This window comes from Bdellovibrionota bacterium, assembly GCA_040386775.1.
GTDB lineage: Bacteria > Bdellovibrionota > Bdellovibrionia > Bdellovibrionales > JAEYZS01 > JAEYZS01.
In genome coordinates this window covers 1-22,999 of the sequence record JAZKEU010000026.1, presented here as the reverse complement: position 1 = coordinate 22,999, position 22,999 = coordinate 1, and the positions used below count along the sequence as shown (strand labels likewise).

23 protein-coding genes are annotated in these 22,999 nt (G+C 37.9%); 10 read left to right on the top strand and 13 right to left on the bottom strand.

Features of this window, described 5'->3' with window-relative positions:
* Window positions 1-87: 87 nt before the first annotated feature.
* The gene (locus V4596_14520) at window positions 88-3,504 is read left to right on the top strand and encodes an ATP-binding protein (protein MES2770354.1); all 3,417 of its coding nucleotides are present in this window, start codon (window positions 88-90) and stop codon (window positions 3,502-3,504) included.
* Window position 3,505: 1 nt separating this feature from the next.
* On the opposite strand, the gene V4596_14515 is transcribed toward V4596_14520, so the two are convergent.
* Complete coding sequence (locus V4596_14515) at window positions 3,506-4,708, bottom strand: hypothetical protein (GenBank protein ID MES2770353.1); 1,203 nt, start codon at window positions 4,706-4,708, stop codon at window positions 3,506-3,508.
* A gap of 180 nt (window positions 4,709-4,888) precedes the next feature.
* Between V4596_14515 and V4596_14510 the strand changes: the two genes are divergently transcribed.
* Together V4596_14510 and V4596_14505 are read left to right on the top strand one after the other, a co-directional pair.
* A complete protein-coding gene (locus V4596_14510) occupies window positions 4,889-5,122 on the top strand; it encodes a hypothetical protein (protein MES2770352.1) in 234 nt (77 codons plus the stop codon).
* 9 nt (window positions 5,123-5,131) lie between these two features.
* Window positions 5,132-5,368 carry a hypothetical protein gene (locus V4596_14505; GenBank protein ID MES2770351.1) on the top strand — a complete coding sequence of 79 codons (237 nt, stop codon included), beginning with the start codon at window positions 5,132-5,134 and terminating at the stop codon, window positions 5,366-5,368.
* A gap of 22 nt (window positions 5,369-5,390) precedes the next feature.
* Here the strand turns inward: V4596_14505 and V4596_14500 are convergent, their stop codons facing one another.
* Complete coding sequence (locus tag V4596_14500) at window positions 5,391-5,861, bottom strand: GNAT family N-acetyltransferase (protein MES2770350.1); 471 nt, start codon at window positions 5,859-5,861, stop codon at window positions 5,391-5,393.
* A complete protein-coding gene (locus tag V4596_14495) occupies window positions 5,862-6,437 on the bottom strand; it encodes an NYN domain-containing protein (GenBank protein ID MES2770349.1) in 576 nt (191 codons plus the stop codon).
* Between the two features lie 205 nt (window positions 6,438-6,642).
* On the opposite strand from V4596_14495, the gene V4596_14490 reads away from it, so the two are divergent.
* A complete protein-coding gene (locus V4596_14490; GenBank protein ID MES2770348.1) occupies window positions 6,643-7,164 on the top strand; it encodes a Fur family transcriptional regulator in 522 nt (173 codons plus the stop codon).
* A 283-nt stretch (window positions 7,165-7,447) separates the two neighbouring features.
* The gene (locus V4596_14485) at window positions 7,448-10,045 is read left to right on the top strand and encodes a PAS domain S-box protein (GenBank protein MES2770347.1); all 2,598 of its coding nucleotides are present in this window, start codon (window positions 7,448-7,450) and stop codon (window positions 10,043-10,045) included.
* On the opposite strand, the gene queF is transcribed toward V4596_14485, so the two are convergent.
* The gene (queF, locus tag V4596_14480; GenBank protein MES2770346.1) at window positions 10,035-10,439 is read right to left on the bottom strand and encodes a preQ(1) synthase; all 405 of its coding nucleotides are present in this window, start codon (window positions 10,437-10,439) and stop codon (window positions 10,035-10,037) included. The genes V4596_14485 and queF overlap by 11 nt on opposite strands.
* A gap of 115 nt (window positions 10,440-10,554) precedes the next feature.
* Here queF and V4596_14475 point away from each other — a divergent pair, with 115 nt between their 5' ends.
* Complete coding sequence (locus V4596_14475; protein MES2770345.1) at window positions 10,555-11,757, top strand: cysteine desulfurase family protein; 1,203 nt, start codon at window positions 10,555-10,557, stop codon at window positions 11,755-11,757.
* Here the strand turns inward: V4596_14475 and V4596_14470 are convergent.
* Window positions 11,723-12,139, bottom strand: coding sequence for a hypothetical protein (locus tag V4596_14470; protein MES2770344.1), 417 nt, complete (start codon window positions 12,137-12,139; stop codon window positions 11,723-11,725). The two genes, V4596_14475 and V4596_14470, sit on opposite strands and share 35 nt — an antisense overlap.
* 29 nt (window positions 12,140-12,168) lie before the next feature.
* Window positions 12,169-12,606, bottom strand: coding sequence for a hypothetical protein (locus V4596_14465; GenBank protein ID MES2770343.1), 438 nt, complete (start codon window positions 12,604-12,606; stop codon window positions 12,169-12,171).
* A gap of 165 nt (window positions 12,607-12,771) precedes the next feature.
* On the opposite strand from V4596_14465, the gene erpA reads away from it, so the two are divergent.
* Together erpA and V4596_14455 are read left to right on the top strand one after the other, a co-directional pair.
* Window positions 12,772-13,095 (top strand): iron-sulfur cluster insertion protein ErpA, encoded by a 324-nt coding sequence (erpA, locus tag V4596_14460; GenBank protein MES2770342.1) that lies wholly within the window; start codon window positions 12,772-12,774, stop codon window positions 13,093-13,095.
* An 18-nt stretch (window positions 13,096-13,113) separates the two neighbouring features.
* A complete protein-coding gene (locus tag V4596_14455; GenBank protein ID MES2770341.1) occupies window positions 13,114-14,106 on the top strand; it encodes a beta-ketoacyl-ACP synthase III in 993 nt (330 codons plus the stop codon).
* A gap of 81 nt (window positions 14,107-14,187) precedes the next feature.
* Here the strand turns inward: V4596_14455 and V4596_14450 are convergent, their stop codons facing one another.
* On the bottom strand, window positions 14,188-15,267 hold the full coding sequence (locus tag V4596_14450; GenBank protein ID MES2770340.1) for a hypothetical protein: 1,080 nt from the start codon (window positions 15,265-15,267) through the stop codon (window positions 14,188-14,190).
* A gap of 17 nt (window positions 15,268-15,284) precedes the next feature.
* The gene (locus V4596_14445) at window positions 15,285-16,031 is read right to left on the bottom strand and encodes a TIGR02147 family protein (GenBank protein ID MES2770339.1); all 747 of its coding nucleotides are present in this window, start codon (window positions 16,029-16,031) and stop codon (window positions 15,285-15,287) included.
* A gap of 272 nt (window positions 16,032-16,303) precedes the next feature.
* Here V4596_14445 and V4596_14440 point away from each other — a divergent pair, with 272 nt between their 5' ends.
* Together V4596_14440 and V4596_14435 are read left to right on the top strand one after the other, a co-directional pair.
* Window positions 16,304-16,630, top strand: a complete 327-nt coding sequence (locus tag V4596_14440; GenBank protein MES2770338.1) for a hypothetical protein — start codon at window positions 16,304-16,306, stop codon at window positions 16,628-16,630.
* 47 nt (window positions 16,631-16,677) lie between these two features.
* Window positions 16,678-17,868, top strand: a complete 1,191-nt coding sequence (locus V4596_14435; protein ID MES2770337.1) for a hypothetical protein — start codon at window positions 16,678-16,680, stop codon at window positions 17,866-17,868.
* Between the two features lie 15 nt (window positions 17,869-17,883).
* On the opposite strand, the gene V4596_14430 is transcribed toward V4596_14435, so the two are convergent.
* The 5 genes from V4596_14430 to tyrS form a co-directional block, all read right to left on the bottom strand.
* Window positions 17,884-19,683, bottom strand: coding sequence for a hypothetical protein (locus tag V4596_14430; protein MES2770336.1), 1,800 nt, complete (start codon window positions 19,681-19,683; stop codon window positions 17,884-17,886).
* A 30-nt stretch (window positions 19,684-19,713) separates the two neighbouring features.
* Window positions 19,714-20,361 carry a hemolysin III family protein gene (locus V4596_14425; protein MES2770335.1) on the bottom strand — a complete coding sequence of 216 codons (648 nt, stop codon included), beginning with the start codon at window positions 20,359-20,361 and terminating at the stop codon, window positions 19,714-19,716.
* Window positions 20,361-21,239 (bottom strand): alpha/beta hydrolase, encoded by an 879-nt coding sequence (locus V4596_14420; GenBank protein ID MES2770334.1) that lies wholly within the window; start codon window positions 21,237-21,239, stop codon window positions 20,361-20,363. The genes V4596_14425 and V4596_14420 overlap by 1 nt, the downstream gene beginning before the upstream one ends.
* Complete coding sequence (locus V4596_14415) at window positions 21,217-21,765, bottom strand: 2Fe-2S iron-sulfur cluster-binding protein (protein ID MES2770333.1); 549 nt, start codon at window positions 21,763-21,765, stop codon at window positions 21,217-21,219. The genes V4596_14420 and V4596_14415 overlap by 23 nt, the downstream gene beginning before the upstream one ends.
* A 28-nt stretch (window positions 21,766-21,793) precedes the next feature.
* On the bottom strand, window positions 21,794-22,999 hold a 1,206-nt coding region (gene tyrS / locus V4596_14410; GenBank protein MES2770332.1), incomplete at its 5' end, for a tyrosine--tRNA ligase.

Genomic DNA, 22,999 nt, shown 5'->3' with positions numbered 1-22,999 from the left:
ATACTTAACAGACCCTTCTCTTATATATAAGATAGTTTTTTATGTAATAATGTATAGGTAGTGCCGCATAAGGGGTAAAGAAAAGCCATGAAAAAGAATTTTCTCTCCGACGAACTTCTTAAGATGACAAAAAATGCTGGGGATGCAGGAGAACTCATCCGATCCATCGACTGGAGTAAGACTGCCATTGGTGCCTTTGAAAGTTGGCCGCAGAGTTTAAAAACATCTCTGAGTATTTGTTTTGGCTCAAAATTTCCAATGTTCGTTTGGTGGGGAAAAGAGCTTACTGTTTTTTATAATGACGCTTACATTCCTTTTCTTGGATTAAAACATCCAACATACTTCGGTAAACGAGCACGTGAGCAGTGGTCAGAGATATGGGAAGATCTTCGCCCCTTAACAGAAAGCGTTCTTGAATCTGGCCAAGCAACGTGGGCAGAGAGCATGCCTCTTTATATGACTCGTAAAGGTTTTTTGGAGGAAACATATTTTACCTTTTCTTACAGTCCGATCCGGGATGAGAGCGGTGCTGTTGGCGGTATAATAAATCCCTGCCAAGAAACCACCGAACGCGTGTTGGCAGAACGAAGGCTTAAGACTCTACGAGATCTTGGAGCCCACCAAGTAAAAGACATTGCACAAATGGGGCAGCTTGTAACAAGCGTACTCAGCGCAAACTCAAAAGATATTCCCTTTGCTTTAATTTATCTAACAAGCCCAGATGGAAAAACGGCAAACCTCATCGATGCATTTGGCATCAAAGAAAATTCTCACCTCGCTCCTAAAAGGATAGATCTCTTATCAAAAAATGGCTGGTCTTTTTACGACATCAATCAAACCAGACAACCTGATAAAGTAAACGGACTTCGCTCCCGCTTTTTTGAAGATTTACCAAGCGTGCCTCATGATGAGAGACCTGATTCTGCATACGTTCTTCCGATAGAACTTCCAGGATTAAAAGCTTCTGCAGGATTTCTCGTTTTAGGAATTAGTCCTCGCCTCACATTCGATGAACTTTACCAGGGTTTCTTCAGCTTGGTTTGCAAGCAAATCACAAATCATATTTCCAATGTATATACTCTAGATATAGAAAAAAAACGTGCCGAAACTCTGGCAGAAATTGATCGCACAAAAACAAAGTTTTTTAGCAACGTGAGCCACGAATTTAGAACTCCGCTCACTTTGCTTCTGGGACCTCTTGAAGAAATCATCCGTGATCCCAACGATAAACTCTCATCCCAGAAACTACAATTGATCCATCGAAATGCTCTTCGACTCCAAAAACTAGTCAACTCTCTCTTAGACTTTTCTCGTATTGAAGCTGGGCGCATGCAAGCCAACTATAAAAAAATCGATATTGCAAAATTCACAGCTGAAATCACAAACTCTTTTGAATCTGCTGTAGAACAAGCAGGGTTAAAATTAAAAGTGCATTGTGACAAAATCACCAAAGAAGTTTTTGTTGATCCAGATCTCTGGGAAAAAATTGTTTTAAATCTAATTTCAAATGCTTTAAAGTTTACCTTTGAAGGTCACATATCAATACGTATACTCAACAATCATACAGGAGTATCGCTTCAAGTGTCTGATACTGGAATCGGGATTTCAGACAAAGATCTATCAAATATTTTTGAACGCTTCTATCGCGTAGAAAATGCTAAGTCCAGAACCCACGAAGGTTCAGGGATTGGACTGGCACTTGTTCATGAACTCGTAAAATTACATGGCGGTAATATTTCTGTTCAAAGTAACCCGGGAGAAGGAACCACTTTCAGTATCCATATCCCGTATGGATCGGCACATTTACCTACAGAAAGAGTTGCTCAAGAGAAAGATTTAAATCCAAGCATACACTCCCATGGATTTATCGAAGAATCTTTGCATTGGTCTGCAAAGTCGAGCGTAGATCCAAATTCCACAATATCAACACAGAAAGATGGACCAATTTATCGAATCGTTTTCTCCGATGACAATTTAGATATGCGAGATTATATCCATCGCCTTTTAATCGAATCAGGTAAAAACTGGGAAGTGTTTGTAGCTTCTAATGGTGAAGAAGCTCTAAAGCTTTCAAAAACTCATACTCCTGATCTTATTCTCACCGATGTTATGATGCCGGTCCTGGATGGCTTTGGACTTCTGAAAGCCATTCGAGGTGATGAAACCCTACAAACCACTCCCATTATTTTTATTTCGGCAAGAACTGGTGAAGACGCAAAAATCGAAGGAATTGAACGCGGAGTAGATGACTATCTCATTAAGCCTTTCTCTGCGAGAGAACTCATCGCACGCGTATCCAACCAACTAGAAATGTCCACGATGCGCAAAGAAGCTGCTCAGCAAGCCCAAGCCAATATAGCAAAAAGTCAATTTCTTGCAAACATGAGTCACGAAATGCGTACTCCCCTTGGTGTCATGATAGGATTTGCAGAGCTGGTATTGAATCCTAAAATTTCTGAAAACGAAAAAGATGATTTTATCAAAACCATCATAAAGAATGGACATCAACTCACTCACGTAATTAGCGAAATTCTAGATCTTTCTAAAATTGAATCAGACCGCCTTGAAATTGAGAATAGAATGTTTCCGCTGGTTGAATTCATAGAAGACATCATCACTCCTTTAAATCTTAGAGCACAAGAAAAAGGGCTTAGTCTTAACATTATTTACGACAGTATTCTTCCTGAAAATATCGGTTCAGATCCGACAAGATTGAGGCAAATTTTATTGAATGCTATTGGAAACGCCATTAAATTTACAGACCATGGTCAAATTGAACTCCGAATTAAATTTCATCCAGATAAATCACAACTTGAATTTGCAGTGATAGATTCTGGAATCGGAATAACCGCAGAACAACAAAAAAAACTTTTCAAAAGATTTACTCAAGCAGACAACTCTATGACTAGAAAATATGGCGGAACAGGACTCGGTCTCGTTGTCTCTCAAAAACTTGCTCGTGCACTTGGAGGTGATTTTGTTCTTACACAAAGTCATCCAAATCAAGGAAGCACATTTGTATTAACAATTTCTAACAAAATTTTATCCGATCAAGAATATCTTCCATTTGATTTCCATCATAAAAAAATAATGGATGTCGTAACGAAGTACACTCAAAAAGAGGGCGGTAAGAATCATCCACTGAATTCAGTTAAAGTTCTCTTGGTGGAAGACTCGTCAGATAATCGCATTCTCATCAGTCAAATTCTTAAGTCTGCAGGAGCCAGTGTCGTGTGCGCGAGTGATGGCACCGAAGGTGTTTCGGCTGCGCTGGCATCAAATTGTGATATTGTTCTTATGGATCTCCAAATGCCCAAAAAAGATGGCTTTGAAGCCACAGCTGAATTAAGAAGCCAAGACTTTCAAAAACCGATCATTGCACTGACAGCCCATATTATGAAAGGTGATCGCGAACGCTGCTTACAGAGTGGATTTAACGACCACATTGGAAAACCCATAGACAGAAATCAACTCATTACAACAATCACCACTTGGGTTACGTAATTTATATTCTCCCACCGAGCACACTTTTCCCTGAATCAAAAGAGGGACACTTCACTGATCTCATTGAATTGGCATTTTTTCGGAAAGCATTGATCCATCTCTGTGGCTCTACGCCCATTTTGCGAACCTGGGCAAGTTCCAATAAGTCTGAAAGCTGTTGATCACTCACAAGATCAAAACGTCTTAAAAATTCATTTCTGGATTCATCGCTGTAGACGGCATCAACAATTGCGCCCTCACCTTTATCCAAGCCACCTTGGCAAGCTGTGCCTCCTAAAAATCCTCCACCGCTAGAAAGTGGTTTGTAATCTTCAAAAAAGCCAAAATCCATTTTCTTAAAGCTATCACCTACATCATGAGTAAACGCTGCAACGTCTGTGCATCTGAGGGCAGTGCCATTATCTACCCATTCCCTGCAAACAAGACGATTGTTATGTGGGTCTGCATCCGTGTGATAAACAAAGTTATTGAACATCATTAGAGCTTCACGCTCGATCAGAAGTGCTCTTTTCTCGTCGGGATTTAAATTTTTAGTTGTGCGCGTGAGCTCTTTCCATTCAAAACCCAAAGGCTTGGGATGCTGAGGAGTTCTTGTCACTGTGATTTTCTCACCTTTCACCTTGTGCTCTACAACTGCGTTTTTAAACTGCACTACGGAGTCTGCTAGAATTGGTGCTTGAGATTTGTGTGACCATGGATCAGGACTGCAACCTTTGCAAACTACAATCGCCGGACAGTAAGTGTCTGCATAAAACCCTAGGAGCCTCATCAGAGATGCCGTCAATACAGCTTGAGGAATTTCTTTTTGATCCACATTTTTTAATGAATACTTCACTTTATATTTTTTTAGTTTTCCCTCTGGTTTCTTATCCGAATCTTTATTAAAAGCACAATTGAATTTTGGAGTCATACCATCTAGAGGATTATCTGCTTTTGCCGGTAGATAATTGCATTCCACTGTCGGAAGAACAGGTATGCCATTTGAATCTCTTTTGTATTCGTAACCACAAGTTTCGCTGAGTTCTGCAAGAACATCGCTTGTCGACAAAGGCTTAATTTTTGGATTCACAGTTTCTGCAATTTCGATATATTGCGATCTTTCCAAAGCAGAAACATTCTCAAAATATTTTTCTGGATCAATTTTTTCTTGAGCAAAAATGAAGTTTGAAAACAATAGAGTCAAAGTCAAAAGACTGAGTTTCATAGCCATCCCCCCCGGTTTGGTGAGCTAGTCATACCACTATTCTGTAAGTGCAATCAAGCCCCGATAGAGGGAAATAAGTCTCAAAACAGATAAGATTTTTGTCCGAAATACAATTAAATCAATCTCTGCCTGGAACGCTATTTGTAATGCTTAGAATAGAACGAAACAAAGGAGTCCAAAATGGAAAATAAACAATCTAATCAATTCAACAGCAATCCTTATACAAACACAGATAAGTTCAATAAAAAGGATGTTAAAGATGATTCTATTTCTCACAAAGTCGGAGATTCAATCGAAAGACTTGGAGAAAAAGTGATCAAAGCCGGAGCTGAAAAGCTAGGTAAAGCTATCTACAATGCTGGAGATAAAATCGAGCATATGAAAGATAACAAAAAAAATTCTTTCAATAGATAGTTGGTACTTATGATTCAATTGAATCCTAGTATTCCTCTAGAAACACCCAAAGGTTCAGGTCAAGCGATGTTCCTCATTGATTACGGCACCGAGCATGACCTTTACTGGGTGGTGTTTATAGATGATACGAGAGAGTGCTGGACATTCAGTAATCGTGACGTGAGGGCCCAGCCCAATATCACGATGGGCAGAATGCCAGCGCCTTCTCCTCTTCACAAAGATGAACAAAAAATTCATCGAATTTAATCTGAATAACTCTAAAGGTGCTTTAAAGATCTTTTTCAAGAATGATTTTTGTTCGATTGTTCTCGTCTAAGATCGTACCTGATATATTGAATCCGTGCTTTAGATTTAGAATCAGCATATCCTTCCATTGATTGCGAGTTCTAGTTTGAATTCTTTTGTAACCCATTTCTTTACACCAATCGTGCTGAGCGATCATAAGTGCTGAACCAATACCTGTCTTTCTGCATTTAGGGCTAACGCTGCCACGCCAACTGTAATACTCATCAACTTCCATCTCATAACCCAATTTAAATCCTAGAACTCTTTCACCAGGAGGTTGCGAAATGTCATATGCTATCCAGAGATGACAATTGCGTTTTCTTGGAAGCTCTTCTTCCATTTTCAAAGTCGACTCTTCACCAAAAGTCTCCACGTGCATTTTTCTGAACCCAATATAATGTTCAGTATTGTCCGTGGATTTAATATTCTTCATGTGCAAAATGTCGAAATTCATTTATTCTCCGCCGCCTTTACTTTTGATCACGTAATCACTAGTGAGAGGGAAATAGAAATCACAAGCTTCTTTCACCTCAGGAGAAGTGCTCTCTGGCCATGACCAGATCTCAACTCTACAACCTCGAGATTTTAGATACCACATGAGTGGCAAGAAATCTTTGTCGCCCCCAAGAATGATTGCAACATCGACTTTATCCGCCAATGTCACCGCATCGATAATCAAGAAACTATCAGCATTTTTTGATGGACGCCTAATTTCGCCGCCTAGAGAGTACCAAAAAGTGCTAAAACTCTCAGAGATTTCTTTGTAGATGGGTTTATAATATAGAATTCTCGTAATCTCTCTATCACCCACTTTTCCTAAAATCTTTTTATAATCCGATCGACCTTCGTGGTATTTTAGACCGCTCATCTCAATATTTTCTGCATCTACGAAGATTGCAACTTTTTGAAATACGAGTGGCTTATGTCGGTCCGATTCATGATGTTTTTCTTTAGGGAAGTTTTGTGTAGGATTAGGTTTCGGCGCGTTTTGTATGGGTGCCGCCGTGTCTTTTGTACTTTTCTTTCGCATATGTGTCCTTAGGTTTGTATCCTTAGTGTATCCTGGGCCGTGTTTAGGGAGGCCTATTTGTTGAGCTATACTATCAGAAAAAACTCAATACTTTCAAATATATAAATATATTCAAATTTGCAGTGCTTCCTATTCCAATGACTCAAGTGAGAATCATTATTAATTCATTGCCACGGCTAACTTGAAATGATAATTATTCTCAACTATGTCTACAAAAATAAATTTTCAAAAAAAAGAGGCTCCTAAAGATCCACAACAACTCAAGAAAATCATCCGTAGCATTGGCGTAAAAGTCACTGACCAGCGTATGGCGATATTGGAACAAATCCTAATAGGTGCGGATCACGTTACGGCGCAAGAAGTTTTTGAGAACGTAAGAGAAAAAAATCCTGAAGTGGGTTTTGCTACGGTTTATAGATTTTTAAGAACCCTCACCGACCACAAAGTTTTATCAGAAGTTCGGATGCAGGGACTTCCCGCAAGATATGAATGGGCCAGCAAAGAACATCATGATCACATCACATGTACGTCATGTGGAAAAATTAATGAATTCGAAAGTGATGAAATTGAAGATCTACAGATTTCTATCGCAAAAAAATTAGGTTATGAAATGACTCATCATATTCTCGAACTTTATGGTATCTGCAGTGACTGCCAAAGAGCACAGAAGACAAATTCTCTTCCACAAAATGCGGTTGAACTCTCGGAAGGCCTGAGAATAATTTAATTCAAATCGCACATTGAAAGTGTACAAATCCATGACACTCGTGAAATTTATTTTTGAAACGCTCCCCTCGAATGTTAAGTAATGCGCACACTTAAGCTGATTTTTCTTCTTTTTCGACAGTAAAAAATCCAATGATTACAATTTATTACATGCTTTTTAGCATTTTCTAAATGTCAAATCAATAAAGTTGCAGTTCTCACAAATATTGTTTAATTTATGCGAACAATATACTTGTGAGATTAAAAATAATTAAAAAAATTTTTAATCTTTAAAAGAGGATTTTTTGAAAAAGACCAATTTTACTATTTCAGATAGTTTCATCAAGAACATCAAGTTTGCATTTGTGCTTGTGACTTTTATTCTCATGGTGAATATTCCTATTTTCCAAAACAATATTAATTCTCTTCAAAAAAATGAATTGTCTGTAAGAAAAACTTATGACTTTATTCAGCATATTGAACATCTTCTTTCTCTCACCAAGGACGTCGAAACCAACCAAAGAGGTTACATTATCTCCAAGAAAGAGGAGTATTTAAAATCCTACAATAATGCTAAAGATGAAATTCTAATCTCACTAGAAAAATTAAAAGACCTATCTCGTGAGCGAAGCTATATTCAACAGGATCTTGAATATCTCGCAAGCATGATCAAAGAAAAAGTCACAAAACTCGATAGTAAAATTGATTCCTCTAAAGTTGAGGCCGCAACCTCCATCACTCCTCCTGTTACAGCTACTTCAAAAGATCTCGGCAAAGAAGAAATGGATGAGATTCGTGTCCTCGCTTCGAATTTGGTTAGAAACGAACAATACAATTTAGATCATAGGAAAGAGGTTGCTCAAGAGCAATTCCGATTTTTAATTTGGTCACTCTACCTACTTACAATCTTGGATATTTTCGTTATCGCTTTAGCATTTCATTTCTTTAGAAAAGAAGTACAAAAGAGACATCAGCTCACAGAGTCCCTCAAAGAAAGTGAAAATCAATTCCGACTCTTATCTGAAAATATTCCGCAAATGGTTTGGATTACTACTGCTGATGGAGGTTATGTTTATTCAAATCCAAGATGGCGTGAAGTCACAGGAATGAACTCCGAAGAATCCATGGGCTGGGGGTGGACCAATGCCATTCATCCTGATGATGTGGAGGCCGCAAAGATTGCATGGATCAATGCCTTAAAAACCGGTGACGAATATTCTATCGAATATCGAGTTCGTACTACTTCGAGTGAGTTCCGATGGCAATTGGTCAGCGCAAAACCTCTCCGTAACTCACGAGACGAAATCGTTAAATGGTTCGGCACTTGCACAGACATTCATGATTACAAAATGGCTTTAGAAGATCTGAGAATCAGCGAGTCCAAGTTTAGAAAATTCGTGGATGCCAATATGATTGGCGTGGTGTTCTTTGAACTTGATGGAAAAGTAACTGAAAGCAATGACGCTTTCTTAAATATCATTGGAATTTCTAGAGAAGAGTTTGAGCGCAAGGGATTGGATTTGTTCCAGCATATTGCTCCTGAGTATCAAAAAGACAGTTACATAGCTTTAAACCAACTAAGATACTCTCCTTTTAATTTTCAATGTGAAAAAGAATACATCAGTAAAGATGGCGCAAGACGTCCAACTATGATTGGTGCCGTTAGCTATGAAACCGAAGACGGCCATTATTCAGGCATGGCATTCGCGTTCGATATGAGTGAAAGAAAAAAGGCTGAAGAAGCAATCGAAAATGCCAACAAAGCAAAAACTCAATTCTTAGCAAACATGAGCCATGAGATTAGAACTCCACTAGGAATTATCGCTGGATTTACGGACCTTGCTATAGATTCCGCACAAAATGAAAGCGAACGTCAAAATGCACTCCTTCGAATTAAAAAGAATTCAGATTTACTCACAGAACTTGTGAACGATATTCTTGACCTTTCAAAAATTGAAGCCAATAAACTTGATCTTGAAATCAAAGAAACCGAAACCATTAAGTTTCTTAACGATATGGCTGACAGCATGTCAATCAAGGCCAAAGAAAAAGGATTGGACCTACTAATCTCTGCCAATACGTCTGTTCCAAACATTATCAAAACTGATCAATTGCGATTGAGACAAATTCTTTATAATGTGATTGGAAATGCGATTAAATTCACTAACAGCGGACACATCAAAGTGAGTGTTCGGTGTGAAGAAATTGAAAACTCTAGAAGACCAAAAATTATTTTCCAAGTTCAAGATACAGGAATCGGTATTACTGATGATCAAAAAGAAAAACTTTTCAAACCCTTCAGTCAGGCAGATACCTCTACCACGAGAAAGTATGGCGGAACGGGACTAGGACTTGTACTCTCTAAAAAATTAGCACAGTTCCTTGGAGGTGATTTGACCTTGCTGCATAGCGAACCTGGAAAAGGTAGCACTTTTGAGATCTCAATAGTTCCCGGCGAAACTGAACAAAACACAATCATCATACACCAGAGCACCTACCAAGCTAAAAAATTGCAACCTACGCTGAAAGATCTGAATATTTTAGTTGTTGAGGATTCTTTAGATATACAAGCTCTGGTTTCTAAATATTTAAAATATGCAGAAGCAAATATAGAAATCGCGAACAACGGCAAGGAAGGTCTTGAGAAAGCACTTCATGGAAATTTTGATTTGGTACTTATGGATATCTCTATGCCTGAACTCGATGGCTTTGAAGCCACTCAAAAACTTCGAGAGAGTGGATTTAAAAAGCCAATCATTGCAATGTCTGCTCATGCCATGAAGGAAGAAAAAGAAAGAGCTGTAAAGAATGGTTTCAATGACTATATCACAAAGCCGATGAACAAAACTCAGTTGATCGAGAAGATTTCTTTTTACAGTAAAAACTTACAGTTTAGTAACTGAGGATTTTCTTGTCTCGGTTTTCTTCTTTAGAGTGATACGCCGTAACTACAGTGTGGATATTTCCACGCACGGTAAAGTCCCCAACCACTTTGATTTCCCAAGGATCTAAAAGCTTCACCATGTCACTCATGATGTTGTTTGTAACGTCTTCGTGAAAAACGTTCTCATTTCTAAAGCTATTGATATAGAGTTTTAAAGATTTTAATTCTACACATTTTTTATCTGGAACATAGCTGATATAAATTGTCGCAAAATCAGGAAAACCACTGCGTGGGCATAAACATGTGAACTCTGGACAAGTGAATTCTATCTTGTAACGACGATCCATTGTTCTATTATCAAAAGACTCTAGCGTATTGTTTTCGATTGCAATTGTTCCGTATTTCTTTTCCACTTAAATGCTTCCCTTTAGATCTTTAGAGATCGAATTAGCGAGGTCATAATTAGCTATGAGGCGCAATCTATTGTGAGATTGATTTAAAGTCAAATTGTGCTAGGCTTGTTTGTAGATGATACCTAAACCTGCTGCTCGAAAACCAATTTATCTCGATTACAATTCGACTACGCCCATGGAGGAGCGAGTTTTCGAAGCTATGAAACCTTATTTTTTGGAAAAATTTGGAAATGCATCCTCGAAAACTCATAGCTACGGTTGGGATGGAGACTTGGGTGTAGAGACAGCCAGAAAACAGATCGCCACAGCCATCAACTGCTTACCTAAAGAAATCTTTTTCACAAGTGGTGCGACAGAGTCCAACAATCTAGCTATTAATGGCGTTATTAGCTGCCTCCGAGAGAATGATTTTGGGGGTGAGCCCATTCATATCATCTCCACGACGACAGAACACAAGGCCGTTATCGACGTTTTAAAACACGCCGAAAAATACAATAAGAATATCGAGGTCACATATTTAAAATGCGATCTTTACGGAAAAATTTCTCTCGATCAAATTAAAGCCGAACTTAAACCTCATACAGCTTTAGTCAGCATTATCTTTGGAAATAATGAAATAGGAACCCTGAATCCCATCCAAGAAATCGGAACATTTTTAACTGGCCAAGGAATCACATTCCACACAGATGCAGCTCAGGCGTTTGGCCAAGTTGCTATTGACGTGCAGAAAATGAATATTGATCTTATGAGTATATCAGGCCATAAAATTTATGGACCCAAAGGAGTTGGATCTTTGTTTGTAAGACAAATGCCAAAACGTGTCCGACTCTCCCCGATCACATTTGGCGGTGGACAAGAAAAAGGATTACGCCCTGGTACACTCAATGTTCCTGCAATTGTAGGACTGGGAAAAGCTGCGGAAATTGCAACCCAAGAATTGAAAATAAATAATGAAAAAATTCAAAAAATCAGAGACGAAATGATTTTAGAACTCTTAAAGATTCCCTTTGCACAATTGAATGGTCACCCTGTGAATCGCTTACCAAATAACATTAGCCTTACCCTCGAAGGCATTTCAAATTCGCAATTACTGATGGATTTAAAGACTCTTGCTCTGTCTACTGGATCTGCCTGTACGACAGGATCAACAGAACCAAGTCATGTATTGAAAGCTTTGGGATTGTCTGATGAAAGATGCATGTCTACTATTCGAATCGGAATTGGGCGTTCTACCACTGCAGAAGAGGCCCAATATACAGTTAGGAAAATCAGAGAAGTTTCTACTAATCTAAAAGATAGAACTTACTACAAGTCATAACCTTATCATTAGACACTTTCTTATTTGAACTGCTCATAAGCATTTCATTATTTCCCAAAGAAGTGTAAACCACAGTTACAGGACCGAGAGCAGTTTCAAAATCTATAACTATAGAATCTCTTTTACAATTGGCTCTATACGAGTAGTCCTTACTTTGTTGTTTACCCACATTTAGCGTTAAAGCTTCAGTTGTTTGAACTTTTGTACCAACATCACTCACAACCATTAACATATTGTAATCGTCTCTATTAATTGAGTTTAAATTCATTTTTACAGTTTCACCTTGAGAAGATTTACAATTCCATTCTCCTGTGAAATTGGGGCAAGCCATACTTGAAATACTGATTAGTGATATTGCGATAAAAGAATAAATTGTTTTCATAAATTTCCTCTCTGTTATATATTTTTAGTTTAAAGGGTAACTCTTTTACAAGTCGTTGGTTCTGATTTTGAATTTAAAAAGACAGGTTCGTTAGATTCTAAAAGATGCATAAGAAGAATATTTGGCTGCATAAGAACATAACGGAATTTTACATCTATAGATTCAGTTTTTAATTCATCCATATACTCGGAACCTTCAACAACAACTTCGTTCTCATGGCAAAAAGCTTTGTATTTACCATGACCTATTTTATGATCTTTATTGTCTAAGATTAAAGAGACTGACACAGGAGCATCTTCCTCAACGCTGTCTCTTAATTCAAGATTATAGACTCCGTTACTTTGAACCAAATCAATTTTTTGTGGAAAAGAATCCTGACCACAAACCCAAATTCCACGGATATCCGGGCAGGCAAAACTTGAAATGCTTACCAGTGTTAGAATCGTAAAAGCGCAAATCGATTTCATATTTTCCTACTAAGAACGAACTTATTTGAACTGAGTCGCCAATTTACCACAGAGTATTGAATTCTCAGAGAAAAACTGTAAAAAAACCTCGATAAACCTAAAAAACCCATAAAAAATACACAACTGTTACTTCCCTAACACCCCTCCTTTTGCTATATTGAAATCATGATTCATATTAGCGAAACAGCTGCAAAGCAAATAAGCCACTTAAAGTCCCAAGAAACAAGCCCCGAAGCAACTCTGCGAGTTCAGATTATTGGCGGCGGATGCTCAGGTCTTTCATACAAATTGAAGTTCGATAAAGAAATTCAAGCTGGCGACAAAGTGTTTGAAGAGCACGGAGTTAAAGTTGTTATAGATTCTAAAAGTTATCTTTATCTTTTAGGTACAACTTTAGATTATGAAGGTGGATTGAACGGCAAAGGTTTTTCATTCTCAAATCCAAATGCAAAAAAATCATGCGGATGTGGATCATCTTTCGCAGTTTAATTAGACTTTAGAGGTAATATGAACACTCGTATCGTTTCCTTCGGCCACTACGTTCCACCAAAAGTTGTTACCAATAAAGATCTCGAAAAAATGATGGAAACATCCGACGAATGGATTCAACAACGCTCTGGAATCAAAGAACGTCGTTGGGTAGAAAAAGGTGTCGATACAACTTTATCTATGGCGACAAAGGCTTGCGAAGAAGCTCTCAAAAAAGCCAATCTCAAAGCCGATGATATTGACGCGATTATTTTTGGGGCTCTCTTATCAGATTATGTTTTTCCCGGCACCGGTTGTCTTCTGCAACAGTCATTAGGATTTAAGAATAATATTCCGGCACTAGATATTAGAAATCAATGCTCGGCATTTTTATATAGCTTAAGTATTGCCAATGCTTGGATCAAATCTGGAATGTACAAGCGTGTTTTGATTGTCGGAAGTGAGATTCATTCCAATCGCTTAGACAAATCTCCAACTGGAAGAGATGTTGGAGTGCTTTTCGGTGATGGCGCTGGGGCTTGTATCGTCGAAGCGACAAAAGAAAATACTGGCGTTATCGATATTCACATTGCTTCTCAGGGAGCGGGTGCCGGCATACTTTGTATCAAAGAACCTGCTTCGAATATAGACCTAAAAGAAATCACGGACTTTTCGGGCAAAGAATTTTACCCACACATGGAAGGTAAAGTTGTATTTAAAAATGCGATCGAACGCATGACTCAAAGTATGACTGAGCTGTTGCATAAAAATAATTTGAAGACTGAAGACGTTGATTTTGTTATCGCTCATCAAGCCAACATGAGAATCAATGCGATGGTGTTGGAGCAACTAAAAATTCCTTGGGAAAAGACTCATCACACTCTGGACCGTTACGGAAATACAACGGCTGCAACAATTCCCCTCACCATGAATGAAGCCATCGAACAAGGTAAGATCAAAAGAGGCGACACCGTAGCTCTGGTAGCTTTCGGTGCCGGTTTCACTTGGGGCTCTGCAATCTTGAAATATTAATAAAATCTGAAAAAAACAAAAAATTAAACACAGCAACACCATGGCGGCGTTGCTGTGCGTATCAAAAAGGTACGGCGTACCTTATTCAACGACACTTATGTGCAGGAGTGAAGTCTTGGATGGCAAATTGGATTTACATTGTAACATTATAAATCCAACAAAGTACCAGCCGTCAGCAGTATCTGCACAGTATGAGATCGTATCTATTTCTTCAGGTAGACCCCAATTAATATTAGCATTTTCTGCTGGTGCAAACATAATTTCTTTAGCCTGACCAAAAACCAAATGATTCCAAAAACCGTGATCCGCATTATAGACAACTCTTGCGACCTGTTCATTTCCTAAGTGGACTGATCGATAACTTGAAGAAACATATTCCATCAGTTTATCATCGAATTTTATTTTTACTCCTGCTTCATATTTGTCAATATAGTAAAAGTGAATTGGATGAGTTCTACGTCCATCGAATAATGTGTCTTTTAATAGAGCTAGGGCATAGCTATTTTTATTTTTGTCATTCAATAGATCCAACAAATATCCATCAAGCTTTAATGCAAATCGAGTAGCATATATCCTCAATTGAACAGGCTCCATAGCATATTCAAGCGTACTACTCAATACAGCTCTAACTAAATTTTCATGAATGAGCAATAACGCTTTAGATCTAGAATTGAGCTTAAAATAATCCGGCAATAAATAAGTAGTATCTCTATCTGAAACTGCCCCGATTGAAAATGATTGATCGTAGCCTTCTTCTTTTAAGATTTTATTATAATCAGAAATAATTCTTTTATATTTAACACCATCATAAGCTTCTACAACCTTATATCGTTTATTCATTTCAGAATCTAAGCCTGTGTCTAAATCTAGATTTGCAAGGCCTACCTTGAATCTATACTTTGAATTTTTATTTATTGTTTTAAGAATAGCATCGACCTCATTAAGAACATCTTGAGTGATTACAAATTCAAAATTAGCAGGGGGAGCTGCCACTGACTTTGGAGCCACATCTTGTTTTATTCTTAAACCCGCTTCTGCCAATGTAACACATTTATCTTTGGTCAGACAAAAAACTCCGCCACCGCCGCCGCCATCAGCGCCAAGGTTCGCTTGGGCATGGATTGCAAACATACTCACTACAATTAAAATTAATTTTTTCATATTTACCTCTTTTTTAATTAAATTTCGTCTGTTAAGGGAAAAAGCTGCACGCACATCTGATAGACAGAATCATGATTTCCATCTTCCAAATAATCGCAGATTTCTCTCCTGAATTTTCTTATTTTTTCTTTTACTTCTTTAATTTTTTTTGAATTTGCAGGCATTGTCATGGATGTAATGTCTTTTTTGTCCTGCGGGCAATTATCAATGGCAGACAAAGCTTTTGAAAGCAATTGTCTTTGAAATTCTTTGTGCGCTCCTGAAGTCACACCTTCAGTGTAATTAACAATGTATTGCTTGGATCTTGAAATTTTGCCGTTCTTTTCGAGAATCATCCCAAGCCTCAGCATACGGTCAATGGCCATATTGGCTTCAGATACAGTAATTCCTAATTTTTTTGAAATCCACTTTGCATCAGATTTAAAACCCTTAACGGCAGTGAACTCTAGGATGGCGTAGTGATACCAATCCGAAATCACAGTAAAAGCATCTACACTTAAAACAGAATATTTGAAATCAAGATCGTTTTGACCATTTCCTTGAAAGTGGAACTTTACACCGATCTTCTTTTCTAAACCCTCAATGAATTTTTTTGAGACTTTACGTTTGCCGTTTAGAATTTGAGTGAGTGTCGATTGATTGATATCGAGTTGCTTTGCAAATGCTCTGATAGAATATCGGCTGTTCACTCGACATCTTCTCGTGAACTCCGTCTGCAGCCATATTTTAAGTTGGACCTGTTCGTCCGATGTATTTTGTAACATGAAGAGGTTTTTAAGCGATGATCGCTAACATATCCAGTTATTTTGCCTCAAACCGAGGCAAAATTATGCCTCGTGAAGAATTTGCACAGACCGGTGGAAGAACTTCCGCTTGGATCACGACTGGCAAAATAGTGCAATTACTGTAAATAAAAGCCATTTTGTCTCAAGCTTGGGGCGCGATTCATAAAATCTCTTGTGAGAATGAGTTTAACAGTCACTTATGCTGGTATATTCCATGCATTAGTCTCTTGTAACTTTTAAAGGAGATAATTATGCAAATGCAAAACGACAACAAAACCTCGGCTAACAAGATTTCTGATAACAAAAATTCCAAAACTTTTTCTTCAACATCAGACCAAGCTTATGAAGAAGGCACCTTCACCAAAGCTATCGAAACGCAAACCGCAAAAATTCCCTCTGGAGTTTATTTAGGTTTAGCAATCGGTTCAATGGCTTTGTCTGCGACCCTAGCTTTAATGCAAGAGAAAAAAGGCTGGGCCAATTTTGTAGGCCAATGGGCACCTGCATTTTTGATTATGGGACTTTACAATAAATTGGTTAAAGTTGAGGGTTCAGATAGAACAGAAAATATTCACTAATCAGTAACATGGCACTCCTATTGCTTTATCTTTTGTGAGGAGTGTTCATGTTAAATATAAAGCTTTTAATACTACTACTGTGTCTATGTTCTTTACATTCAGTGCCGTCTCACGCCCTGACCTGTGCGCAGCTTTTTGGAGATGCTCCTTCAGCAATATATCTAGCAAACCCCAATTCAATTATTGCCACTCCTGAGAGCTTACCTACAGTAAGAAAAACGATTAGCGCGCTAAAAAGACTCGTCCGTCATGCCCGAAATAAAGAAGATTACAAAGCACAAATTTATTCCCAAGTTTTACCGGAGCTAAATGAAACATTGGCATTGGGTGAACAAATAATTAAAAACTCCGCATCCAATCAAGATCAGGTGTACGACTTTTTTAATAGATCTGTAGTGTTAATAGATCACGGCATAACAGTTGGCGATAGTGTTGGGCGTGCAGCAGGTGGATTTAATTACATGGGTCGCTTCACTAATAAAGGTTTTCATAAAAGATATCAGGAATTGCATCACGGACACGATCTGAGCAAGTTTCCGTTAGATAAATTTTTAGAGAAAAATAAAAAAGCTCTTGAGCCACGCTTTGGCAAAACAACTCTATTATCTGGCTTTGAGTACATCACTATTGCTCCAGAGATAACAATACCTGACAATTTACAATTCAACTTTCAATACAAAAATATCTTTAAAGAAGGAGTTCTGACTTTAGAGGATTTATTTAAAGATAGAGAAAACGGGATAACTTATTTAGGTATTAGCCAATCGGAAGTAGCACACTACGATGGACAACATGGAGATGCTGTTTCTTTTTTGAGGCATGACAGAATCCATACTTATACGCAAAAATATTTCGATAAATTATTATTTGAAGAATTCAAGGCAAAAAAAATTGAGCAAATGATCCTGCTCAAAACCAGAACTAATGCATTACTGCAAGCCCGAATAAAAGAATATCACGAGATCAAAGATCCTGCTCTTAGAGATGCTGTTAGAATTTTATTTTTTGCTTTTTTGCATGAACAATCTAGATCATATCCTATTGGCGTTGAGCACGATTTTAAAAATCCTATAGCAGTAGAATTTTATACTGCAAGTACTCCTGAGGCACTTAAAGAGGGACGATTTGGTGAAGAATATAAATATCTCTTAGATAAACCAGAAAAAATGCAAGAAGCAATGAAATGGTTGGAAACTCGAGTTATCGAAGATGCAAATACATTGCGCTCTCAATATTGATCCAAAAAATAATTATTAGAGACTCACAGGCAAACCGTTCAGCTTCATCACTTGAAGTGCGTTGGTTGTAGGACATGGTCCTTTTTGTTTTTCGTAGGAGAATGACATTTCGGAATCTTTGATAGTTTCTCTGAAATGATAGTTTGCGATTCCAATATTGAGTTGTTCCAACTGTGCAAGCTCTAGATCATGCGAAGTCACTACACCTTTTCCGCCAATAGAAACAATTTCTTTGATATAGGCTTGGCTTCCTGTGAGTCTTTCGCGGTTGTTTGTTCCTCTAAAGATCTCATCGATAAGAAAGAGTACTGACTTCTTGCTCTTTGTTGCTTCTAAAATATCTTTTAGACGTTTCACTTCGGCATAGAAAGAAGAAAGACCTTCTTGCAACGAATCTCCTCCGCTGAGTGAGGTATACAAAGGCTCATTATCAAAATTAAAAGATTCCGCAGCCACCGGAGCGCCTACTTTTGCCAATAAGTAATTCACCCCGATGGAACGCATGAATGTACTTTTGCCGGACATATTTGAGCCTGTGATAAGAATGCATTTTTCAGTGTCGTTAATGACAATGGGATTTCCTACCGCTCGATCCTTGGGAATGAGAGGATGTCTAAGATTTTTTGCGTCAATTAAAATACTTCCTGTCGTTACGTGCGCATCGCAAAAATCAAGGTTGGCTTCGGCATACATTGCGAGAGATAAAAAAGCTTCGATTTCTGAAAGAGCTTTTTCCCAAATTGGAAGATCATTTTTAATTTGCTGCCTGATTTTGTCTAATCGATAGGTCCATAGAATATCCCAAGGTGTAAACAGATGAACGATTCCATGTACGATAAAATTTTGCCTTACACCGAGAGCTCCGCTCACCTGCTCTAATTTTTTAATTCTTGATGAAACAGAATTCTCTGGAGCAAAGACCGCCAATATCTTGGAAAGTTCTGGTTTTTTAATGCCGTTGAATTTTTCTAATATTTGTACTGCCAATCTAAAACTATCTAGGTAGTGAGAGGCTGATACAGACCAACCGTAAGCTTCGCCGGTCTTCACCTTCTTTCGGAGTCTCGTGTTTTCAATCACAACAAGAATAAAAGTCGCAATCAAAAGTGTTTTATTTCCTCTTCCAATCATCGCCATTACAAAACTTGTGAGAAATGCAATTTGAATAAATAGCATGGGAATAAAATATGCAAAAGACTGAACGCTCGAAAGAGATTCCTTCAAAAGGGTCGAGATCTTTTGGGCATCGATCGGTTTTGGATTTACTCCCATATGACTCAGGAACGCGTATCTAAATATTTTTAAACTCTTAAGTTCATTCACGAGATCTTTACGTCTTTTAATTTCGGCATTGATAACGTCATTACTTAAGAATAACTCAATCAACCTTTTAAATCCTGAGATCGACGTTGTTCGATTAAGAAGTTTCACGATTGAAAATTCCCCGATGATATTGAGATCTGTGAGATAAGGAATATTTAAATTAATGGATCTGAAATCTGTGTAAGGAATCTTTTCCCAATCCAAATCAGTAATGGCCTTCTGTCTTTCCTCTACATTCAGTCTACTTTTAAATAAATATAGATTTTTTCTAACTTTTCTATGAAAAGAAATTGTAACGATAAAGGCTAAGGAAACTGCACTAGCTACGGGTAGAAATATTTTTGGAAACATATCTATCCCGACAAAACACCACAGAACAAAAGCAAATATAAAAAGTAAAGTTCTCCAACCTGAAAAACTATTATCAATTTCTGTAATCTTTGAAACTTTCTTTTGAAGTCGTTCTAATTTTTGATTTTTATTGTATGCCATAAATGATCTTTAAAGTTACGCTCAGTTCTATTATTTTACAAGGCTAGCCACCACAATGAAATGCAGAATAGCCGCAATTATGACCAAAATATGGAAGATTTCATGGTATCCAAACACTCTCGGATAAGGATTGGGTTTTTTAAGCGCATATATCACAGCTCCCAGTGTATAAATCACACCGCCCACCAACAATAAAACCACATTCACTAAACCCAGCGAGGCTTTGAATTCTCCAATATAAGGAGCTGCAAGCCAGCCCATAGCCACATATAAAATTGCAGATAACCACTTGGGTGCATGGATCCAGAATACAGATTGAACAATTCCGAGAGCACCCAACCCAAATGCAATAGTTAAGAGCTTATGACCTGACTCTTCATTCATCCCTAATAAACAAATGGGAGCAAAGGTTCCCGCGATCAATAGAAAAATTGCAGAATGATCCAGCCTTCTCATCCAAGTGCGCGCACTCGGCTGCCAATGGATTCTGTGATAAAGAGAACTAATTCCCAAAAGACCCAGCAACCCCAGGCCATACAATAAAACTGCAATCACTTCGGCAGAATCATTTGTTTTCGTGAGTAAAACCGTCCATGCCCCGAAAGCATAAAAAAAGGCCGCTTGGTGAAAGTGGCCTCTTAAGAAAGGTTTAGCGATAGGTGCCGTTTCCTTATTCATCAATTCGCTTCTTGATTATCATAGACAATTTTTAATGCTTTCTCATGAGAAGAGAAAAATTTGATTAAGATTCTTGAAATTTCTTCTGGACGCTCTTTCATAAGAACGTGTTTTCCACCTTCGACCTTGGTAATTTCGCAACTTGGAAATTTTTCGGATAAGCGCTCATATGTTCCAGAAATAAATAAATTATCTTTATCACCCCAAATGATATGCACTGGAGTCTTCAGATAACCCAAACGTTTTTCCCATTGTTCCCAATCTTCAACCTCATTGATCCAAGTGAAGCGATTCAAAACGTGGGCAATTAATTTTGCTTTTCTCGTCGTGATTTTTTCTAATCTATTTTTTTGAGCATTACTTTTGATCCAAGGAACGTTGAAAATTCTTTGAATGTACTTCATTCCAAGTCGACCCGCGGGAGATTTCAATAACAAGACAACCGCAGCGGGAAGTTTTGATGCTTCCATTAAGAGCTTCATCGCAGAATTTTTTAAAAGATCTCTCGGGTGCGGAGGCATGGGGTTGAGAAGTGCAACTCTATCCACAAGATTGGATTCTTCAATGGCAACTCCGTAACAAATAGCGGCTCCGTAACTTCCACCAGCGATGTAGATTGTATCTTTCGCTGATTTTTTGAAGAGATTTATAAATTCCCTGAACACGGTAACCTGTTGAGAAAAAGAAACTGCTCTCAAAGGATCCATATATATACTTGAAAGATTCGGAATCACTACGTGGTAATTTTTAGCCAAGAGAGCCGCAACCTCATCCCAATCGTAAATAGTTCCACCATAACCATGCACCAGAATGACAGTTGATCCTGATCCAATCTCTTTGTATTGAATCGCGTGGCTAAGAATTTCTATTCTTTTCATCATCCGCATCCTCGTCAGCTGTACTCTTTGGTGTTTCTTTGCGTTTTTTGATTCTCTCTAATTCTAATCTTAATTCTTCTTCTAGAAATACTTTTTCAGCTTTTCTTAAATTATAATCTTCCTGACTGACCTTTGGTTTAGCTTTCGGGTCTTCCAGTAAGATAGAGCCTTGCACGGCATTGGACTTAGATGGGTCTTTCGAAAATTTTCCTCTAGGTCTTTTGGCGTTGTTCTCTTTTTCAATCTGCTGCTTGAGATCTATCACTAAATCCCCAAAGCATTTTAACTGACAAGACAAGCGACTTCTATCAACAAAATGTGCAGTTCCGATCAAACTTTCTTCTTTTTTCCCTGGAGGAAATACATTGTGCTCACCTTCCATGATTTGAATTCTGCATTCCGCACAAGATGGCACACCTTTGCACACCGATTGAATATGCACTCCATTTTCGTGAGCCAGATCTAAAACCGATTGATTCGGCTTGATTTCAAACTCTTTATCTATAGGCATGAATTTAACTTTCATAATATTATTACCTTACTTTTTAATGTCTTTATTCCACGACAACTTTTAGAAATTTATGTTTTCCTGCTTTTACAGTCATCTTTACACCGGCCTTCAATGCTACCATTTCTTTTGGATCAATTTTCTTTGCACCGTCAAATTCAACGGCTTTACCTTCAATAAGTCTTCTTGCTTCACTATTTGAAGCTGTAAGCCCAACATTTGTCATGAACTGACAAATACCTAAAGATTCACCCGACTTAATTTTGAATTCCGGAATGTCAGACGGAAGACCTTTGTTTACAAATACAGTTTCAAAATCTTTTTCAGCGCTATCGGCAGCTTCTTTTGAATGGAATCTTGTTACCAAAGTTTTTGCTAAATCAACTTTGACTTTTTTTGGATGAATTTTTCCAGACTTCATATCTGCTTTTAGTGCTTCAATTTGATCCACGGTTAAATCCGTTAAAAGTTCGTAATACTTAAACATCAACTCGTCAGAAATTCTGAGAGTTTTTCCAAACATATCTTTTGGATTTTCATCCACTCCGATGTAGTTGTCATAACTCTTAGACATTTTTTTAACACCATCCAAACCTTCTAAGATTGGGGTCGTCATAATGCATTGTTGCTCAACACCGTAGGCTTTTTGAATTTCACGACCAACCAACAAGTTAAAGCGCTGATCTGTTCCACCCAATTCCACATCGGATTTCAATGCCACTGAATCGTAACCCTGAACCAGGGGATATAAAAATTCGTGAATAGAAATCGGTTTATGCTCTTTAAACCGTTTACTGAAATCATCTCTTTCGATCATTCTCGAAACGGTGTACTGACCAGAGAGCTTGATAAAGTCAATGGCACTGAATTTATTGAACCAAGTTCCATTGTAAGCAATTTCTGTTTTTTTAGGATCTAAGATTTTAAATACTTGATCTGCATAAGTTTTAGAATTTTCGATCACTTCAGCTTCTGTGAGTGCTGGACGCGTTTCATTCTTTCCTGTTGGATCACCAATGCGCGCCGTAAAATCACCGATGAGAAAGATTACGGTGTGACCTAAATCTTGGAATTGCTTCATCTTATTGATCAGAACCGTATGCCCAATGTGAAGATCCGGTCTTGAAGGATCAAAACCAGTTTTAATTCTCAATGGTTTATTTTCTTTAAAAGACTTATAGAGCTTATCTAACAATTCTTTTTCTGAAACTAAATCCACAACTCCTTTTTTAAGAAGTCTCAATTGCTCTTT

Excerpts from the sequence above, each read along its gene's own strand:
- V4596_14520 (MES2770354.1), top strand. The coding sequence starts at position 88 with ATGAAAAAGAATTTTCTCTCCGACGAACTTCTTAAGATGACAAAAAAT.
- V4596_14515 (MES2770353.1), bottom strand. The coding sequence starts at position 4,708 with ATGAAACTCAGTCTTTTGACTTTGACTCTATTGTTTTCAAACTTCATT.
- V4596_14510 (MES2770352.1), top strand. The coding sequence starts at position 4,889 with ATGGAAAATAAACAATCTAATCAATTCAACAGCAATCCTTATACAAAC.
- V4596_14505 (MES2770351.1), top strand. The coding sequence starts at position 5,132 with ATGATTCAATTGAATCCTAGTATTCCTCTAGAAACACCCAAAGGTTCA.
- V4596_14500 (MES2770350.1), bottom strand. The coding sequence starts at position 5,861 with ATGAATTTCGACATTTTGCACATGAAGAATATTAAATCCACGGACAAT.
- V4596_14495 (MES2770349.1), bottom strand. The coding sequence starts at position 6,437 with ATGCGAAAGAAAAGTACAAAAGACACGGCGGCACCCATACAAAACGCG.
- V4596_14490 (MES2770348.1), top strand. The coding sequence starts at position 6,643 with ATGTCTACAAAAATAAATTTTCAAAAAAAAGAGGCTCCTAAAGATCCA.
- V4596_14475 (MES2770345.1), top strand. The coding sequence starts at position 10,555 with ATGATACCTAAACCTGCTGCTCGAAAACCAATTTATCTCGATTACAAT.
- V4596_14470 (MES2770344.1), bottom strand. The coding sequence starts at position 12,139 with ATGAAAACAATTTATTCTTTTATCGCAATATCACTAATCAGTATTTCA.
- V4596_14465 (MES2770343.1), bottom strand. The coding sequence starts at position 12,606 with ATGAAATCGATTTGCGCTTTTACGATTCTAACACTGGTAAGCATTTCA.
- erpA (MES2770342.1), top strand. The coding sequence starts at position 12,772 with ATGATTCATATTAGCGAAACAGCTGCAAAGCAAATAAGCCACTTAAAG.
- V4596_14455 (MES2770341.1), top strand. The coding sequence starts at position 13,114 with ATGAACACTCGTATCGTTTCCTTCGGCCACTACGTTCCACCAAAAGTT.
- V4596_14450 (MES2770340.1), bottom strand. The coding sequence starts at position 15,267 with ATGAAAAAATTAATTTTAATTGTAGTGAGTATGTTTGCAATCCATGCC.
- V4596_14445 (MES2770339.1), bottom strand. The coding sequence starts at position 16,031 with ATGTTACAAAATACATCGGACGAACAGGTCCAACTTAAAATATGGCTG.
- V4596_14440 (MES2770338.1), top strand. The coding sequence starts at position 16,304 with ATGCAAATGCAAAACGACAACAAAACCTCGGCTAACAAGATTTCTGAT.
- V4596_14435 (MES2770337.1), top strand. The coding sequence starts at position 16,678 with ATGTTAAATATAAAGCTTTTAATACTACTACTGTGTCTATGTTCTTTA.
- V4596_14430 (MES2770336.1), bottom strand. The coding sequence starts at position 19,683 with ATGGCATACAATAAAAATCAAAAATTAGAACGACTTCAAAAGAAAGTT.
- V4596_14425 (MES2770335.1), bottom strand. The coding sequence starts at position 20,361 with ATGAATAAGGAAACGGCACCTATCGCTAAACCTTTCTTAAGAGGCCAC.
- V4596_14420 (MES2770334.1), bottom strand. The coding sequence starts at position 21,239 with ATGAAAAGAATAGAAATTCTTAGCCACGCGATTCAATACAAAGAGATT.
- V4596_14415 (MES2770333.1), bottom strand. The coding sequence starts at position 21,765 with ATGAAAGTTAAATTCATGCCTATAGATAAAGAGTTTGAAATCAAGCCG.